Source organism: Microbacterium sp. ZW CA_36 (assembly GCF_044987475.1).
Lineage (GTDB): Bacteria > Actinomycetota > Actinomycetes > Actinomycetales > Microbacteriaceae > Microbacterium.
In genome coordinates this window covers 132,641-151,522 of record NZ_JBJDRL010000001.1, presented here as the reverse complement: position 1 = coordinate 151,522, position 18,882 = coordinate 132,641, and the positions used below count along the sequence as shown (strand labels likewise).

General features: G+C 66.2%; 11 protein-coding genes. 10 read left to right on the top strand and 1 reads right to left on the bottom strand.

The window, feature by feature from the left end; all coding sequences use genetic code 11:
- Position 1: 1 nt before the first annotated feature.
- Positions 2-2,440: a glycoside hydrolase family 2 TIM barrel-domain containing protein gene (locus ACI3KX_RS00690; protein WP_404907091.1), complete on the bottom strand. Its 2,439-nt coding sequence runs from the start codon at positions 2,438-2,440 to the stop codon at positions 2-4.
- A 278-nt stretch (positions 2,441-2,718) separates the two neighbouring features.
- Between ACI3KX_RS00690 and ACI3KX_RS00685 the strand changes: the two genes are divergently transcribed.
- The 10 genes from ACI3KX_RS00685 to ACI3KX_RS00640 all read left to right on the top strand — a co-directional run bounded on the left by ACI3KX_RS00685 (position 2,719) and on the right by ACI3KX_RS00640 (position 18,469).
- On the top strand, positions 2,719-4,032 hold the full coding sequence (locus ACI3KX_RS00685) for an MFS transporter (protein WP_363353260.1): 1,314 nt from the start codon (positions 2,719-2,721) through the stop codon (positions 4,030-4,032).
- The gene (locus ACI3KX_RS00680; RefSeq protein ID WP_404907088.1) at positions 4,022-4,588 is read left to right on the top strand and encodes a glycoside hydrolase family 3 N-terminal domain-containing protein; all 567 of its coding nucleotides are present in this window, start codon (positions 4,022-4,024) and stop codon (positions 4,586-4,588) included. The genes ACI3KX_RS00685 and ACI3KX_RS00680 overlap by 11 nt, the downstream gene beginning before the upstream one ends.
- On the top strand, positions 4,494-6,437 hold the full coding sequence (locus tag ACI3KX_RS00675; RefSeq protein ID WP_404907263.1) for a glycoside hydrolase family 3 C-terminal domain-containing protein: 1,944 nt from the start codon (positions 4,494-4,496) through the stop codon (positions 6,435-6,437). Before ACI3KX_RS00680 ends, ACI3KX_RS00675 begins: the two co-directional genes overlap by 95 nt.
- Entirely contained in the window at positions 6,434-7,969 is a 1,536-nt protein-coding gene (locus tag ACI3KX_RS00670) for a DUF5597 domain-containing protein (RefSeq protein ID WP_363353256.1), read from the top strand. The genes ACI3KX_RS00675 and ACI3KX_RS00670 overlap by 4 nt, the downstream gene beginning before the upstream one ends.
- 950 nt (positions 7,970-8,919) lie before the next feature.
- Positions 8,920-10,146, top strand: coding sequence for a polysaccharide pyruvyl transferase family protein (locus ACI3KX_RS00665; protein WP_404907086.1), 1,227 nt, complete (start codon positions 8,920-8,922; stop codon positions 10,144-10,146).
- Between the two features lie 44 nt (positions 10,147-10,190).
- A complete protein-coding gene (locus ACI3KX_RS00660) occupies positions 10,191-11,489 on the top strand; it encodes an ABC transporter substrate-binding protein (RefSeq protein WP_404907084.1) in 1,299 nt (432 codons plus the stop codon).
- 93 nt (positions 11,490-11,582) lie between these two features.
- Positions 11,583-12,542 (top strand): sugar ABC transporter permease, encoded by a 960-nt coding sequence (locus ACI3KX_RS00655; RefSeq protein ID WP_363353250.1) that lies wholly within the window; start codon positions 11,583-11,585, stop codon positions 12,540-12,542.
- 73 nt (positions 12,543-12,615) lie between these two features.
- The gene (locus tag ACI3KX_RS00650; protein ID WP_363355697.1) at positions 12,616-13,479 is read left to right on the top strand and encodes a carbohydrate ABC transporter permease; all 864 of its coding nucleotides are present in this window, start codon (positions 12,616-12,618) and stop codon (positions 13,477-13,479) included.
- Positions 13,480-13,525: 46 nt separating this feature from the next.
- A complete protein-coding gene (locus tag ACI3KX_RS00645) occupies positions 13,526-14,530 on the top strand; it encodes a LacI family DNA-binding transcriptional regulator (protein WP_363353248.1) in 1,005 nt (334 codons plus the stop codon).
- 210 nt (positions 14,531-14,740) lie between these two features.
- The gene (locus ACI3KX_RS00640) at positions 14,741-18,469 is read left to right on the top strand and encodes a heparinase II/III family protein (protein ID WP_404907082.1); all 3,729 of its coding nucleotides are present in this window, start codon (positions 14,741-14,743) and stop codon (positions 18,467-18,469) included.
- The last annotated feature ends 413 nt before the right edge of the window (positions 18,470-18,882 follow it).

Below are 18,882 nucleotides of genomic sequence, written 5' to 3'. Positions count from 1 at the left end.
GTCACATCTCCCCGACGGCGACCGCGGCATGCGCATCGGCCAGGCCGGGGGAGCGTACCGTGACCGTAATCTGGCCCTCGCCGGTCGGCCGTACGATGGCGAGCGCGCGCCCATCGAAGGTGGTGCAGCTGGTCGAGTCGAATCGGTCCTCCGTCGCCGGCCGCGCCGAGCCGAGGGCGACGAGCTCGCCCGGGCCGTCCACCGACACGTGGACGAGGGCGTCTTCGGAGCTGTTCAAGACATCGCGCCCGTCGCGGAACTCGATGCTGATGTAGGCCAGGTCGCCTGGGTCGGCTTGGATGCGGGACCGATCTGCGGACGCGACGAGCACTCGGTCGGATGCCGTCACCAGCGAGGTGCGCTCGCTCGGGATGCCGTCACGGTAGGCGATCGCGACGAGTTCTCCCGGCTCGTACCCGACATCGAAGCGGGCGCGGAAGTCGGCCGCCGGCCCCGTAGCCGACCGTCCGAGGGAACGCCCGTTCAACACAAGCTCCACCTCATCCGCGTCGCTGTAGACCTCGACCTCAGCACGCGCTCCGCCCGGAAGCTCCCAGGTCCAGCTCGCCACGGCGTCGCTCCAGGCCCACTGCATCTCGAGCCTTCGACGGCCGTAGTGCTGCGGTCTCAGCACCGCGATGAAGGGCTCGCGACGCAGTCCGTAGACGATCTCCCGGTAGTAGGACTGGGGCCGCCGGAAGCCCGTGATGTCGAGATCTCCCGCCCACGCGGTGAGCCAGGGGAAATCGGGGTCGCCGCCGCCGCGAACCTCGGGATCGTCGGTGTAGTCGGTGCGCCCGAGCCCGACCTCCCCGAGGTAGTCCCAACCCGTCCAGGTGAACCCGCCGATCACGTGATCGTGCGCGACCGTATCCGCCCACGACTGGGCGGTCACGCGTGGGTTGGTCTCGGTGCCGAGCACGACTCGATTCGGAAAGACGACGGCGTCTGGCGCGTAGCGTGCCTCGGCGTAGTTCAGGCCGGCGATGTCCGCCGCGGCGTGCGCCTCTGCAGTGCGGACCGTGACGACATCGGACACGGTGACCTCGTCGAAGAACTCCGTCATCTCGTTCATGACGTCGTTGACGCCGCGGGCCGTCGCGTCCGCGAGGCGGTTCTTCAGGTCGTCGATGACCTCACCCGCCACGGCCCAGAAGCTGCTCACAGCGGTGGTGATGAAGCGGGTCTCATCGCTGAGGCGGATCCGCTCGGCGATGTCGCGCGCCAGCGAACCCCCGAAACCCGACCCGTACTCGTGGATCTCATTGCCGATGCAATACAGGATCACGCTCGGGTGGTTGAAGTCCTTCTTGATCATCGCGTCGACGTCGCGTTCCCACCACTCCGGGAAATCGAGTGTGTAATCGTAGGGCTTGTTCATCTCGGCCCACGCATCGAATGTCTCGTCGAACACGAGCACGCCGAGCCGGTCACATGCATCGAGCATCGCTGGACTCGCGGGGCAGTGCGAGCTGCGGATGGCGTTGAACCCGGCCGCCTTCAGAAGTTCGATGCGACGCTCCTCCGCCCGCCGGATGGTGGCGGCACCCAATGGGCCGTTGTCGTGATGGATGCACGCGCCGCGGAGCTTGATCGGCTCGTCGTTGATCCGGAGTCCATGGCGCGGGTCGATACGGATCGTGCGGATGCCGAACGACGTGTTCACGTCATGCGCGTCGTCGCTCTCTTCATCGCGCAGCCGTGCGCGGAAGTCGTAGAGGTGCGGGTGATCGACGCCCCACCGCTGGGGGGCGTCGACGTAGAGCCGATTGCGAATCGTCGTCGTCGCATTCGGGCGGATCGTGACAGGTCCGCGATCACGCGCCACGATAGCCCCGGTGTCGTCGCGCACCTCGACCTCGAGCGACAGTCGGCGAGTGACCACGCTCTCGTTGCGCACCAGGATGGCGGATTCGACGACGGCACGCTCGTCGTCGACATCCGGCGTGGTGATGCGGATCTCGTCATCGACGATGTGAGCCAGCGGCGTGACCACGAGATGGACGTCGCGGTAGATGCCGAGACCGGTGTACCACCGGGAGTCCTGGTTCGCTCGCGCCTCGACCCGGACGACGTTCTCCTGCCCGTAGCGGAGGTGGGCATCGAGGGAGACGCGGAAGACGCTGTACCCGTACTTCCATTGGCCCGCGAACTCGCCGTTCACGTAGACCATGGCGTCGCGGTACACGCCTTCGAACTCGATGGTCACCCGTCGCTCGCGCCACTCGACCGGAACGTCAAAGCGCTTTGTGTATTCGACCTCGCCGCCGGGAAAGAACGCCGATGATGGGCCGCCGGGGACATCGGAGGACCGGGTGAATCCGATCATGGCGTCGTGGGGGAGCGTGACCTTCTGGGAAGCCGCACCGCCCATGAGGTCTACGAAACCGCTCACCTTTGGGCGGACCGACCAGTCGTCGTTGAACAGGTACTTGTTCATGCTGCTCCGTTCGCGCGTCACGTGCGGGAGCGACCCCTGCCGCACGCTACAACTGTCAGGATCGGCGGGAAACGCGGCCGTGCGTCTGGATCGATCCTCACGTCCTGCCTACTGCGTGCCCGCCCGACCGGCAACATCAGCCGTGCCAGGTTGCGCAATAGTCGCCACGAGCAAGGCTCGGACAGCCGTCTCCTCGTAGTCTCGAGATCCCCACCGTTCGCGGCGTTGGTGCGCCTGGGATATCCGGCAGCGCGCAAGGGTCTGAGAAGGCATCAGCCATGTCGCACGACAGTCGTGCCACGAAACGGGCAGCGAGCCGGCGGTATCGCCGCCACCCCGTACCCCGTCCGACACACAGAACTCCTGGTTCGCCGTTTCCGCGGCTCGGGCTCCTGGTTCTCGCGGCCGCCATTTTCGTCTCGATGTCGACCGAGTTCCTGCCCGGCGGCCTCGTGCCGAACATCGCCGAGACGTTCGACCGCCCGGTCACCGATGTCGGGCAGCTCATCACCGTGTTCGCCGGAGCCGTGATCCTCACCACGACCCCGCTCGCCGTCCTCACTCGACGGATGCCGCGCAAGCCGCTCGCGATCATCGCCCTCGTCGGGATCGCAGCGGCGACGAGCCTGACCGCCCTGGCACCCACGTTCGAGATGCTCCTCATCGCTCGCGGGGCAGGCGGGGTGGCGCACGGGCTGTTCTGGTCGGTGGCTGCGGCATACGCGGCGGATCTCGTGCCCTCGTCGCAACTGGGACGCGCGACGGCGATCACGGCGGCGGGTGGTTCGGTCGCCGGCGTGCTGGGAGTGCCGCTCGGCAATGCGCTGGGTCAGGCGTTCGGGTGGCGAGTCGCCTTTGGAAGCCTTGCGGCTGTTGCAGTGCTCGTCGTAGTCCTGGTCGCGCTGCTGCTACCCGCCGTGACACCGCGTCCGCCGGCACCGCGCGGTGCGTCAGCGCAAGAGTCCTCGACGCAGTCGGCACTCCGGGGCATCCTGCTCGTGTGCGCGATCATCCTGCTCGTCGTGATCGGACAGACCACATACGGCACTTACTCGGTCGTGTGGCTCGGCGAAGTCGCCGCCGTCCCGTCGGCGGCGATCCCTGCCTTCCTCTTCGGCACGGGCCTCGCGGCATTTGTCGCGGTGTCTGCCGTGGGCAGGATCGCCGACAGATTCCCGAACGGCGCGGTGCCGGTGGCGGTCGGGTTGTTCGCGGTTCTGAGCGCGCTGTTCCCGCTCGCGGCCGCGTGGGGGATCGGTGCTCTCGTCGTCACCGCACTCCTGCAGGCGATGGCGTTCGCTGTCGTCCCCATCCTGCTGCAGGCCCGAATGATGAGAATCGCACCACCCAACCAGCGTGCGACCGCAGCCGCACTGCAGACCACCGCGTTCAACGTCGCGATCGGCGGCGGCGCCGCCCTCGGCGCGCTCGTGGTCGGAGCATGGGGGCTCGGTGCCCTGCCCTGGGTGGCTGCCGTGCTCCCCGTGGCGGGACTGATCCTGCTGCTCCTCACGCCCCGAGCCTCGACATCGCACGCAGGTACCGACCCACACCCGTCCCCGAGCCACACGGAGGTTCACAGTGTCTCCTGAGTCAGCCCACCTCGACACCGCGCTCAGCGCCCCGGAGCGTGCCGACCGCCTCCTCGCCGAGATGACGTTGCGTGATAAGGCGCATCAGCTCGTCTCCGTGCCGCCCTGGTACCTGGTGCTCGCCGACGGCTCCGCTCCGGCGGTGCGCGACGAGTGGCTGGAGAAGGCGCCCGGCCACATCTCCAACTTCGGGGTCGACGACCCCGCGACGATGGCGCGCATCGTCGGGGACCTGCAGCGCACCGCCATCGAGGGCACGCGTCTCGGCATCCCGCTGCTCCTGCACATCGAGGCGCTGAACGGACTGCTCGCCGGTGGACATATGGTCTTCCCCACATCGATCGGGCTCGCGGCCACCTGGAGCCCGGACCTCGTGCAGGAGATGGCCGACACGATCCGAAAGCAGATGCTCCGGGTCGGCGTGCGGCAGGCGTTGTCGCCCAACATGGACATCGCCCTGGATCCGCGTTGGGGGCGGGTGCACGAGACCTACGGCGAGGATCCGTACCTCGTGGCAGCGCTCAGCGTCGCATACACCCCGCGGTCTTCAGGGTGAGGATCTCCGCACGGGCGCCATCGCCACCGCGAAGCACTTCGTCGGCTACGGCCTGCCGACAGGCGGCATGAACCTCTCCTCGTACGAGGGGGGTCCCCGGCGCACGCGTGACCTCTTCGCGTACCCGTTCGAGGCTGCGATCCAGTTGGCCGGCCTCGGGTCGGTCATGAACTCTTACTCCGACGTGGACAGTGTTCCGGCCGCGGCGAACCCGGACGTGCTCACCACCTTGTTGCGCGACACGCTCGGCTTCGACGGGTTCGTCTCGAGCGACTACATGACGCTGGAGCACATCCACACCCGCCAGCGGGCCGCTGCCTCGCCCGCCGATGCAGGTCGCCTGACGATCGCCGCCGGACTCGACACCGAGTTCCCCGTTCCGTATGGCTACGGCGACGCGCTCGTCGGCGAGGTCGAAGCCGGTCGCGTCGACATCGCATACGTCGACCGCTCGGTGCGACGCATCCTCACCGCGAAGTTCCGGCTCGGGCTGTTCGAGAACCCTTACCCCGCGGAGCGCATCGAGATTGCCGAGGTGGCAGCCGAAGGCCGCAGGCTCTCGCGCGAGCTCGCGCGCCGCTCGGTCGTCCTCGTCAAGAACGACGGGTTGCTGCCTCTTGCATCCGGTGCCACGAACGTGGCGGTGATCGGTCCCCACGCCGATGCCGTGAAGCTGCAGTTCCCTACGTACAGCTACCCCGCGTTCCGCGACATGACCACCTTCATGTCGGGCGGCGGCATGGGCAACATGGTCGGGATCGATCCGGGCATGGCCGCATGGAACAACAGCCTGTTCCCGTCGATGCCGATCGAGGACTTCGTGCGCGACAGGCTGGACGCGACCTCGCTCATCGACGAGGTCGACCGTCACGCGCTCGCCACCCACGTCGCGGCGGGCAGCACTCTGACGACCGACCTCGGAGAGGATGCGATCGCGGATGCCGTGGCCGCGGCGGCGGCATCCGATGTCGTCGTGCTCGCGCTCGGCGGTGCGAGTCTCTGGTTCAATGGCGAGCGCACCGAGGGCGAGGCGAGCGACTCCGCTGACATCGCGCTGCCCCCGGCACAGGTGCGCCTCGCTGAGGCCGTCGCCGCGACAGGCAAACCCGTCGTGGTCGTACTCGTGCAGGGTCGCGCATACACGCTGCCCCAGGTGATCCAGGATGCCGCTGCGATCGTGGTGGCGTCATACGGCGGCCCCTTCGGTCCGGCGGCTGTAGCCGACGTGCTGTTCGGAGAGGTGAACCCGAGCGGAAATCTGCCGTACAGCATCCCGCGTCATACGGGTCAGATCCCCGTCTACCACCACCAGCGCGCCGGCACCGGGTACCGCAACCCGCTGCCGCCCGATGTCGACCGCCACTACCTCGACATGTCGGCGACACCTCTCTATACGTTCGGACATGGACTCAGTTACACCGAGTTCGTGCTGTCAGACCTGGTGGCGGATGCCGAGATGACGACCACCGGATCGGTGCGGATCGCGGCGACCGTGGAGAATGCGGGCGTGCGCAGCGGAGACACGGTCGTGCAGCTCTACGCGCGCGTGAACACCGTCGGGGCCACGCGCCCCGCTCAGCAGCTCGCGGGATTCGCGCGGGTCTCGCTCGATGCGGGGGAGGCGCGGCGGGTGACGTTCACGCTGGATGCCGCGCAACTCGGGTACACGGACATCGGAGGCGAGTTCGTCGTCGAGCCGTCGCCGGTGAACGTATGGGTGAGCTTTGACGCCGAGTCGCGACCGCTCGAGACGGTGGTGGACGTCACCGGACCCCGCCGTCGGCTGAGGAGCTCCGAACGGACCTTCCTGTCGGAATCGGCGGTCGTGAACGACGGAGGCTCTCTATGACTGCATCGCGACAGCTTTTCCTCGGTGGAGAAGTACACAACTCAAGCGCAAGCAGCCCTGCTTCGATCCGCGAGGCATTCCGCCGTGTCCGCGATATCGGCGCCGACTCCGTGCTCGCGCCGATCTCGTGGGAGACGGTCGAGCCGCGCGAGGGTGACTTCGATCTCTCGCTCGTCGACACTGCACTGGAAGCGGCCGAGACGGAGGGGCTGCGATGGATCCCGCTGTGGTTCGGTGCCTGGAAGAACGGGGCGTCTACGTACGTCCCGGGCTGGGTCAAGCGAGATGGCGCGCGTTTTCCACGCGCGCGATCGGCGGAGCGGGCGATGCACCACATCTCGCCGTTCGGTGGGGCGATCGCGGCGGCCGATGCCACCGCGTTCGCACGGGTCCTCGCGCATATACGCGAATCCGGAGTGGCGCACGTTGTCCCCTTCGTGCAAGTCGAGAACGAACCGGGGCTTCTGGGTGCTCGTCGCGACGAGAGCGATGTGGCCGAGACGCACTGGAACCGGGACGTGCCTGATGCCGTGATTGCCGCTGCGCGCGACGGGGGCGGGCGCCTGCTCTCGGCGTGGGAGGCAGAAGGCTCGCGAACGGCGGGCTCTTGGAGGGAAGTCTTCGGATCCGAGGCGGATGAGGTTCTCATGGCGTGGGGGTACGCAACGCATATCGAGGAGGTCGCAGCACGCGGACGTGCGGAACTGGACGTTCCCCTCTACGTCAACGCTTGGCTCGACGCGGTGAATCCGATGACACCGGCCGACCAGCTTGTCGCCGGCGGTATGGAGCCCGGCGGCTACCCGAGCGGCGGGCCGGTCCCTCACCTGCTTTCCCTCTGGCGGGCGCTTGCGCCATCCATCGACTTCTTCTCGCCGGACATCTACTTCGGCGACTTCGACGCGACGTGCCGCGCATACGCCGCAGCTTCCGATCGCCTGGTCATACCTGAGATGAGGCGGGATCAGCTGGGCATCGCTCACATGTTCCGAGCGATTGGTGAACACGGCGCCGAGCTCGTTGCACCTTTCGGTCTCGACTCCTTGCACCCGGGCGCGCCGGACTACGACGAGATTGTGGACGCATACGGGCTGCTGTCGGCGATGCGGCCCACAATCGCCATCGCTCACTCCGATGACATCCGCGGGTTCTTCGTCGATCGCGCCCATCCCGTCTCGCACATGACGATCGGAGGCTTTGATCTCGTCGCGTCGCTGGATGATCCTCACGGCATGCTCGATGACGGCGAGATCGGTTACGGCATCGCCGTTGGCATCGAGGGCTCGGTGCGAGTGGCAGGCCGGGGGTTTGTGCTGCAGCCCGCTGAGACGACGACCGGTTCCGTAGGGCTGGCCTCGGTGATCGAGCGAACCCGACAGCTCGAGGTCCACCGAGTACTCAACGGCGACGAGGTCGGCGGCGGCAGCGGGGTGCGCTTCCATCGCCTGTACTCCGGTCGCGGACAGGGTGTCGTTCCCTTCGACACGCGATTCACCGGCATCGTGGACCTGGAGTTCTACCGCTTCGAGTGAACGTCCTGGTCAGGCGCGAAACGAACGGTGCCGTGGAGGGATCGAATCCATGGGGCGGAAATGAGAAGGATCCGTCTCGGTCCAACTTCCGCGTAGTTCCGCGGTTCTTCGGGGCTTCAGCTTTCGGTTCGATCAGCCCGAATCAGGCCGTTTTGAACGAAGTGTGGGCGAACTGTGGGCAAGCCGCGTTGCGTCGGGACGCACGCAGCTTGTGATGCATCAGGACATCGCTGACGTTTCTGCATCAGGACATCTCTGACACTCCATGTATCAGGACATCTCTGACAGTCCGGTGGTGGGGGTGCTGCGGCCGCGGGGTCGGCGGTTGCTGACGTAGGTTGTGCCGGGTTTGGCCAGGGGGTGTTCGATGATGAGGGTGTCGGCGAGGCCGAACACCTGAACCGACTTCCCGGCGTCCAGGACGCAGAACCGCTGACCGCCGAGGGCGCGGGCGCGTCCGATCTTGATGCCATCCCAACTGTCGACAACCTCGGTCGGATTCGGATCGCGAAAGCAAGGCGTTACGCCCCCGCGGTCGCGGCACGCTCGGAGATAAGGGTGATGCATCGGACTCGGCAACCGACGAAGCCCATGAGGTGAAAGCCCGCGGACCCCGACGCAGCCCCGGTTGCCGATGAATCGCATCGGGCAATTTGGTGATTGTCGCGCGTGGCCGAGATCAGCGGAAATTCGCGGAATCCCGGTGGTACGAGATGCCTGGGGCAATGCTGAATCGGGGATTCTGGCGATCAATCGAGCGCTGCATTGTTGACTGCGTCGGCGGGCGATGTTAGCGTGACGCAACGATACGTCATCGAGGTCGTTCGAATCAGTCGGCGTTGGGGCCGCAAGGGAGAGTGTGCATGGGTTCCCCGAACTCGCGGAGGGTGCTACTTCGCTCGTCTTGGCAGGATGTCAACATCGGCGATGTCGCTCACTCGCCTGGAGCGATGGCGGCATTGCTCGAGGCGGATCCGGGCGCGGAGATCACTTTGTGGCCGGTTGCGCTCGGCGCGAGAGAAGAAGCGCTGGTGCGCCGGGCGTTTCCTCAGGTGGCGATCGCCCGCGGCGAATGCACCAGCAGTGGCGAGCTCACGACGCCTGAACTCGAAAGGGCGTGGAACTCTGCCGACGTGCTGGTGCACGGTTCGGCGGCTGATGTGGTGAATCGCCAAGCAGAGTTCGCGCATTGGTCGCGCAGCTCGGGAAGGCCGCACGGATACGCCGGCGTGACGGTCGATCTGGTGTCCCCTCCGACCTGGGGCACACTGACTGAATTGCAGGCAGTGGCCGAGCTCCTTCCCGAAGGCTTCCTCGATGAGGCGGGGCGGGAGCCTCTCGACTCCGCCGAGTTCATCTTCGCCAGGGATTCGATTTCGCTGACTTACCTGCGTGGTCAGCGGATTCAGGCTGAGACGCTGGAGTTCGGCCCCGACTGCACCTTCGCCTATGACTATGCCGATCGCAGCACGATCGACCCATTCCGCGAGGAGCTGGGTCTAGGCGATGACGACTTCGCATGCTTCGTGCCGCGCCTGCGTTACGCGCCGTACGCTCAGATGCGCGGCGAGGCGGCTACGCCGGAGAGCCTGCGTCGGGATGCGATCAACGCGGCGACGTCTCAGGCCGACTTGGGCGCCATCGTTGCAGCCATCGTGGCCTGGGTTCGTCGCACCAACTCGATCGCCGTCGTCGTCCCGGAGATGTCCTACGTCCCCGCCTACTCACGCACTGATCTCCTTCCCCTACTGCCCGCGGATGTCGCGCCTCGCGTGAGAGTCCTGGACCGATTTTGGTCCCTCGCGGAAGCGAGCGCCGTGTATTCCATTAGTCGGGCGGTGATCAGCATGGAATGCCATTCGCCGATCATCGCGTCGGCACATGCAGTACCGACCGTGTATCTGCGCCAGCCCACTGAGACGGTCAAGGGGCGCATGTATGACGACCTGGGCGGCTCGGACTTGCTCATCGAAGTACGTCCCGGCGCTGAGGTGGCGGCGGAAGCTACCGTCGTCAGCATCATTGACGACCCGCAGCGGTGGAGTGACACCTCCGCGAGGGTGAATGCCGTTGCTCGCAGACGACTTCGGCAGATGGCCAAGACAATCCTGTTCGGCGAGCCGACCCCACCCTTTGAGTCGGCACTCGTTGGCGAACTGACCGGAGGTACACGATGAGAAACCCAATGAGGCCGCGCGGGGCAGAGCGTCTACGCCGTGGCATGACGATTGTCGCCGCGAGCTCAGCAGTGCTGCTGACCCTTGCCGCGTGCGGTCAAGCGGAGAACCTGGCCCAGGGCGAAGATACGGCAGCGCCGGCAGGGCCCGTGGAAATCCGCGTTGCCTGGTGGGGTGCGGAAGGGCGCCACGAGCAGACTCAAGCTGCTCTGAAGGTGTGTGAATCGGCCCTCGGCAATGTCACCACCTCAGCGGAGTTCGCAAGCCAGGGTTATGACGACCGTCTCGCCACCCAGTTCGCCGCCAGCGATGCGCCCGACATCATTCAGGTGACGAGTGGACACGTCACGTCCTACGGCCAGCGCGGGGGGCTGGTGGACATCGCCACCGTCAAGGAGCACATCGACACCTCGGCCATCGCACCTGGCGTGCTGAACCAGGACTCGGTCGATGGTAAGAACTACGCGGTTCCGATCACAGTCAACGCCTCGGGGATCGTGCTCAACGTCGGGCTCATGGAGCAATACGGACTCGAGCGCCCGGACGACGAAAACTGGACGTGGGAGGACTTGTTCGAGTACGCCAGCAGCGTCTACAAAGCATCCGACGGCGCGATCTGGGGACTGCAGCAGCCGAGCGAGGACATCCGCCTGCTGGGCATCTGGGCACGACAGCTCGGGCACTCGGACGGACTCTTCAGCGAGACCGGAGTGGGAGTGGACACCGAAGTGATCTCCTCGTTCCTGGAGTACGGCTATGACCTGCAGGAATCCGAGGGGTCTGCGCCTGCCTCCGTCTCGATCGAGCACCAGGGCGGAGGTGTTGAGCAGACCATGATCGGCACCGGCAAGGCATTGATGGCGGTGCGGCCGATCAACGAGATCACCGCTCTCGTCGCAGCCACCGGGTCTGAATTCGAGTTGCTCCAGTTGCCAGTCCACGACGACGGCGAAACGGGCCAGACTTTCCGTTCGATGAGCTGGGCGATCACCTCCAATTCTGAGCACCCGGTGGAGGCGGCGCAGATGCTGAACTGTCTTCAAGGCAACCTGGATGCCGCTGACATCCTGCAGGCCGAGCGTGGCCTTCCGGCGAACCAGGAGGTCGTGGAGCACATCAGGTCCAACCTCTCACCCGAGCAGCAGATGATGGCGGACTTCGTGGCCATCGTCCAGGAGAACGCATCAGAGGCTGCGCCGATGGCACCCCCGCCTGGCGCCGACACCGCCGAGCAGATGCTACGGCGTTATGCCGAGGACATGCTCTTCGATCGGATCTCGCCCGTCGAGGCTGCCGAGCAGTTCACGGCCGAGCTCAACCAGAGTGTCTCCGACGCCGGCTGACGAAGCGCGATCCCGCGACTCATCCACGACAGCAAATGACTCAGGGTGCTAGGGGAATGACAATGTTCGACGCGACATCGAAGGAGGTGTGACATGGCAGTCGTACGTGGGTCCTCGAAACTCCGCAAGGCAGCCGCGACGGCCGCCAAGGCACCCCGCAGCCGAGGAGATGGCAAGGCCGCGGCCGTGTTCCTTTTGCCCTGGTTCATCGGTCTGGCGGTGATCGTCGTCGGCCCGTTGCTGGCATCGCTGTACCTGTCCTTCACGAACTACGACCTGTTCCAGGATCCGAAATTCATCGGGCTGGAGAACTACACGCGCCTATTCCAGGATCAGCGGCTGGCGCAGTCGCTTCAGGTCACCTTCACGTATGTGCTCGTCTCGGTACCGTTGCAACTCGCAGCCGCGCTCGGGCTGGCGATGGTGCTGGACAGGGGCGTGCGCGGTCTGTCGTTCTATCGTTCGGTCTTCTATCTGCCATCGCTGCTCGGTGCTTCGGTGGCGATCGCGATCCTGTGGCGGCAGCTGTTCGGCACCGACGGCGTGCTCAATCAAGCGATTGCGTGGTTCAACGGTATTCAGCCACTTATACAGATCGGCACGCAGGGCTGGGTGTCCGACCCCGACTACGCGCTTGGCACCCTGATGGTCCTGAATGTCTGGACGTTCGGCTCGCCCATGGTGATTTTCCTCGCCGGACTTCGCCAGATTCCGGAGATGTACTACGAGGCGGCGAGCCTTGACGGTGCGTCCAAGTTCCGCCAGTTCATCAGCATCACATTCCCCATGCTGACTCCGGTGGTCTTCTTCAACCTCGTTCTTCAAACCATCAATGCCTTCCAGTCCTTCACTCAAGCATTCATTGTCTCTGGGGGAACTGGCGGACCCGTTGATTCGACCCTGTTCTACACGCTGTACCTCTACCTCCAGGGTTTCGCCAACTTCAATATGGGTTACGCCTCGGCGATGGCGTGGCTCTTGGTGCTCATCATCGGGGCTATGACTGCGCTCAACTTCTTCGCCTCAAAGTATTGGGTCTTCCACGATGACTGAACTCATGTCTCCTGCAACCGTGAGCGATTCCGCTGCAACCGTGACTGATTCCCCTGCAACCGTGACCGGCTCCATGGTGCAGCGGCGCCATGGCCGTGCTCGGCAGGGATGGGTGCGGCTGCGGGCGCTGACAAAGCATGCCGTCCTCATCACGGTTGGCCTATTGATGATCTATCCGCTGCTGTGGATGCTGGCCTCGTCGTTCAAGCCTGATGCGCTCATCTTCAGCGAGCCCGGCCTGATTCCCACCGATTTCACGACGGAGAATTACGAACAGGGTTGGAACGCCCTGAGCCACCCGTTCAGCCACTATCTGATCAATTCCTTTTTGGTAGTGGCGGGCTCGATCGTGGGCAATCTGGTGTCCTGCTCGTTGGCGGCCTATGCCTTCGCGAGGCTGAACTTCCCGCTCCGGAGGTTGTGGTTCGCGGTCATGCTGATCACGATCATGCTGCCGATCCACGTGATCATCGTGCCCCAGTACGTGCTCTTCTCTCAGTTGGGATGGCTTAACACCTTCCTGCCCTTGATCGTCCCGAAGCTACTGGCCACCGATTCCTTCTTCATCTTCCTGATGGTTCAGTTCTTCCGTGGTGTCCCCAAGGAACTCGACGAGGCTGCCCGAATCGACGGCGCGGGCCATGCACGGATCTTCGTCAACATCATGCTTCCGCTGGCAGCCCCTGCGCTCGCGACGACGGCGATCTTCACGTTCATCTGGACGTGGAACGACTTCTTCTCTCAGCTGATCTTCCTCACCGATCCGGACCTCTACACCGTCCCCATCGCCCTGCGTGCCTTCCTCGACTCCACAGGCGAATCGTCGTGGGGCGCGATGTTCGCGATGTCGATCCTTTCGCTTGTCCCTCTCTTCGTGATGTTCCTCCTGGGCCAGCGATTCCTCGTACGCGGGATCGCCACGACCGGTCTGAAGTAGCCGTCCTTGCCAAAAGTGACCTCCTATCGCCGCTAGAGTGAGCAAGATGGCGACGCAGAAGGACATCGCCCGCCTAGCCGGGGTATCTGTATCCACGGTCTCTGCGGTGCTCAACGGAACCACTCACACCCGAATGAGTGCCGACACTCGAACCCGCGTCGAAGCAGCGGTTGCCGAGTTGGCGTATGTGCCCAACGATGCCGCCCGTGCGTTGCGCCGTCGGCACGCCGGGACGATCGCAGTCGTCGTGGAGAACCTCGAGAATCCGGTGTACAAGGAACTGCTGGAGGGGATCTACGAAGCCGCCGAGGAACGTGGATGGGCGATCATGCTCGGCGACACGATGTGGATGAAGTCCGGCAGCCGTTTCCTCGCGCGACTGCTGGGCCAGGGCTCTGTCGATGCGATCGTGCTGCGGACAGGCGAATTGCTCGATGAGGCGGTGATGAGTTCGCTCCGTTCACACCCGACTCCGGTCGTGCTGGTGGAGTATCAGTCAAACCACGATGGCGCGTGGGTCTCCGCGGACGAGACAGCGGCGGGACGAGTGGCGACTGAGCACCTCATCGAGGCTGGACACACGAACATCGCGTTCGTCGGGGGTCAAGACATCCATCCGGTGAACCCACGGCATGACGGGTATGTCAGCGCCTTGACGCGCGCGGGGTTGGTCCCTCGTCCCCCTCTGTTCACCGGCTACGGCGCTCAGGCCGGAGCTGCAGGACTGGCGATGCTTCAATCTGGCGATGCGATGCCGACGGCGATCGTGGTCAACAACGTCGTCTCGGCGCTGGGGTTGCTGGCAGCCGCAGCCGATGGAGGAATCGATGTTCCCCGGGAACTCTCGGTGGTCGGAGTGCACGACGCCGAGATCGCTGAGTTGGTTCGGCCACGGCTGACGACAGTCCACCTGCCGATGCGAGAGGTGGGGATTCGGGCCGTCGAGCAGGTGTCCGCCCTGCTCTCGGGAGAGGCTCCACAACGTGGAGTCATCTCCGAACCGCCGCCGTACGTCATTCCGCGCGAGAGTGTGAAGCCTCCGACCGGTTGACGTCTCCGGGTGCTCGCTGAGCGCTGGGCCGGCGGGTTCTGCGGCAGTGGCGCGACTTCCTGACCGCGCCGACCATGCCTCTTGGTTGTGGGCAATCCGTAGCTTGCATGTTGACGTAACGATACGTCAGCGACTATGTTCGCTCACGAGCTGAAGCGACGGCCCGCCCGCCTGGGGCCACGCCCGCCGATTGACAGAGGAGTCACGGAGATGCAGCAGTCCTTGTCCCGCCGACGGAGCCCCAGCCGTCGCGCCCAGGCGGCCACCGTTGCGGCAGTCACGCTGGCCCTGGCGTTGACCGGCGTGTCGTCGGTGCCGGCTGCCGCGTCGGACGCGTCGGAACTCGGCCAGCTCCTGGACCTCACGCGTCCGGAGCTGGCCGGCGTCGCGGCGGAGCTGGCGGCCGGCGACGACGCCGGCGCTGCCGATGCGCTGAAGGAGTACTACGCGACGCGGACGGGCGTCGAGTTCCCGTCTTCGGGGGGCGGAGGCGGCGACGCCACCGCCGACGAGCTCGTGGCCGGCATCTTCCGGTTCGGCGACGAGACCCGCGACTTCTACGACGCGTCCGAGCACAGGATCGACGTTGACTGGGCGGACCTGTGGGGTGGGACCGACGCGGCCCCCGGCGGCGCGCAGACCCTGATGAGCGACTTCACGTTCATGCCGACGCTGGCGAGCGCATACCTGCGGGAGAGCGACCCCGACAAGCGCGCGGCGTACGCGGCGGCGTGGATGGACATCTCGCTGGACTTCGTCGCGGACAACCCGAGCTGGCCTCAGAACCGCAACCTGTCGGCCGCCAAGCGGCTCGCCCAGCTCGTCAGCTCGTTCTCCGTGTTCCGCGCCGAGCCGAGCATCGACGCGGCCGACCTCGTGGCCTACCTGACAGCGGTTCATGCGACGAGCGGCTTCCTTGCATCCGTGCTGCAGACGCACGTCGGGAACAACTGGTATGTGTCGATGGCGCGGTCGATGTTCGCCGCTGGGGTGTACCTGCCCGAGTTCAAGGACGCCCTCGGCTGGGAGACGTTCGCGGTGAGGGCCGTCGAGCGGTTCCTCCGCGCGTACCTCCAGGGCGACGGCGTCTACCGCGAGCCGACGTTCAACTACCAGGCCTACGTGGCGGACCTCATCAACACCATGATCCGCATCGCCGATGCCAACGGGCGGAAGCTTCCCGAGGCGCTGATCCAGGCTGCGGACTGGATCGCGGACGTGCTGTTCGCGACCCGGCAGCCGGACCTCAACGCCGCGCTGATCGGCGACACCCCGAACGTCGACGCCGGTGCGAGCGCCATCCGGGCGACCGGTGCGCGAAACGCCTGGCCCGACTTCACGTGGGTCGCCTCGGGCCGGGCCCAGGGGACCACACCGACTCTGGGGTCGACGCTCTACCCCATCAGCTTCGCCGTGCAGCGCTCGGGGTGGGACGCAGACGCCCGCTATCTGCTGATCAACAACCACAACAGCAGTTACACAGCTTCGCACCGGCACCCGGACGACCTCAGCATCGTCATGGCGGCGTATGGGCGTCCGCTGATCGTCGACCCAGGCGCTGCCGATTACAGCGCGACTCCGACGAACGACTGGATGCGCCGCACGACCGAGGCGCACAACACGATCGAGGTCGACCGGGAACCGCAGGCCGCGGGAGCCACCCGTGCGATGTCGCTCTGGCGGTCCAATGCGGGCCTCGACGTCTACCGCGGCCGGGCTATGGGCTACCAGCCGGTCGCGCACGACCGGGTCGTCTACTTCGTCAAGCCCGGGTTCTGGGTGGTCTCCGACGACCTCACCGGAGACACGGCCGCGCACGACTACCGCCAACTCTGGCACTTCCCGGGTGATCCGGTCTCTGTCGACCCGGACACGAACGTCGCGACCGTCGGTTTCGACACCACGGCCGGTGTCGCGCCGGTCTCGGGCGTGCAACTCATGCCTGTGCCCGCGTCCGGTGCCGACCTCTCGCCGAGCGTCCACGACAACGGCGCTGTGCGCGTGGGCGAGGACATCCTCACGGAGGTCGAATACCTGTCGTACGACTGGTCCGCTACCGGCTCCACCGGGCTGGACACTGTCCTGTTCCCGGGACCGGCCGGCGCTGCCCCATCGGTGGCGGCGACTCGCATCGCTCTACCCGGCGTCGACCACTCCGTCGCGACCGCGCTCGAGATCGCCCTGCCGGACGGTACCGGCCGGTTCTACCTCTCGCGCGAGGAGACGCCGTCGTCCCGGGCGTTCGGGGCTGCCACGACCGACGCCGAGACCGCGTACCTCGAGCGTGCCGAGGGCGGCGGGCTCACGCGGGTTGCGCTCACCCGCGGGACGTCGTTGGTCGATGACGGGGATATCGTCGTCGACGCGTCCGGGGTCGTGTCCGACGTCAGCGTGGAGCTGCATGGCGGGACCGCCAGGGTGTCGCTCGGAGACCCTTTCACAGGGACCCTCACGTTCGCCGCGCCGGACGCGGCGCTGGTGACCGTGAACAACATCCCAACCGCATTCACCCGCGCGGGCGATCTCGTCACGGTGGCGCTCGAGCCGACGGTCGCCACGATGCCGGTGCTCGACGAGCACTTCGACGACGCGACCCTGGACCGCGCGGTCTACGGCTTCGAGAACGGGCTCGGGGGCTGGGTGCCGCTGCAGGGCATTTGGGAGCTCGGCGGCGAGCCGTCGAATGCGCACCTCGCACTGACCGCGACTGGGGACACCGAGGCGCTTGCGGTGCAGCAGGACGTACCGAACGACGTGACCGTGTCGGCGGACATTGCGCCTGGGCCTGAGGAGCAGTCGGCCGGTCGAACCGGCCTGGCGTTCCGCTACCAGTCGCCGCTCAACCACTACCGCGCTGACGTCGTGCCGACTTCGACCGGTTCGATGCTGCGGCTCGTCAAGGTCTACAACGGGACCACGACCCTGCTCGCGGAGGCCGCCCTGGAGCTCGCCCCCGGCGCGGCGTACACAATGGCGGTGTCCGCCGTCGGACGGCACGTGTCGGCCGGCGTCGGTGACGTGTCAGTTTCGGCGAACGACACCCAGCTCCCGAACGGCGGAGCCGCCCTCGTGGCGAACGGTCGGGCCGCGACGTTCGACGACGTCACGATCGCGGAGGCGCTCGACCAGTCGAACTGGCGGGGAATCGGAGGCGATGTGTCCGTCGGCAACGGCCGCCTCACCCTGTCACCGGTCGACGGTCGGGCACATGTCCTCGCCGCGTCGACCCTGCCGGATCGGTTCTCGGAGGCGTGCGACTTCGTCGTCGAGTCCGAGCTCACGCTCTCCGGCGTCGGCACCGCCGGCGTCTCGCTGCGCGACACCACGGACGCCTACGGGTACCGCATCCACGTCGGTCGGACAAACCAGGGCACCCAGTACGCGAGCATCATCCGCGAGGCGCACCGGTCGGGACCCGTCACCGTGGCGACCACCGCGCTCAGCGACCGGCTTACCGGACCGGTCCGCCTGGGCGCGGCCGTCCACGGGGACCGCATCACGGTGACGCTGAACGGCGAGCAGATCATGGAAGGGCGCGACACCGTCGTCCGCAGCGGTGGCGTCGGACTCTATGCCTCGACGGAGGCGGAGTTCGAGGACCTCACGGTCGCGCGGTCGTGCGGCAGCGACCCCATCGACGCCGTGCCGACGCCCCCGCAGTGGGACGCTTCCACCGAGTACCGGGAGGGCGACCTGGTCACCAAGGGCGGTTCGTGGTGGTTCGCCTCCTGGCGAACGCAGAACCAGGAACCGGGCGACCCGTACGGCCCGTGGCAGGAGATCGGCATCTCGGCCGACGGCACGGATTTGTGGCGGCCCTCCAGAATCTTCATCGCCGGTGATGTCGTGGAGTATCACGACCACCGTTACGAGGCGAAGTGGTGGACCAGAAACCAGGCGCCGGGCGACTCCGACGGGCCGTGGCAGCAGATCGGGTGACGCCTCGACGAGTTGACACCACGAGGACTCGTCTCGTGGAGACGCGACGAAAGTTGAACCACAAGGAGGCGATCACCATCGGTCGCACGGGCGCGGCATCGCGCGAGCACTTCGTAACCACGGTGCTCCGCGGTAGCACTGAGGTTACGATCTACGACTCAGTCCGAGCTTCCCAGACAGAGCTACAGCGTGCGGCGCGCGAACAGCGCGTGCAGTCGGCAGTCCCTGAACGTGCGCTACGCGTCCTCGCAGTTCCGTCGCACCGCGGCGTGTACCTGGCGCCAGCAATATCGCGCTAGGTCGGGACGGGCTGCGCGCCGGTGCCGCGCGACGCAGCAAAGGCGTGAATAGTCGTTCATTGCGCAGTCGGTTCACATCCAAAAGCGCAATGCCCCTGGAGGGACTCGAACACG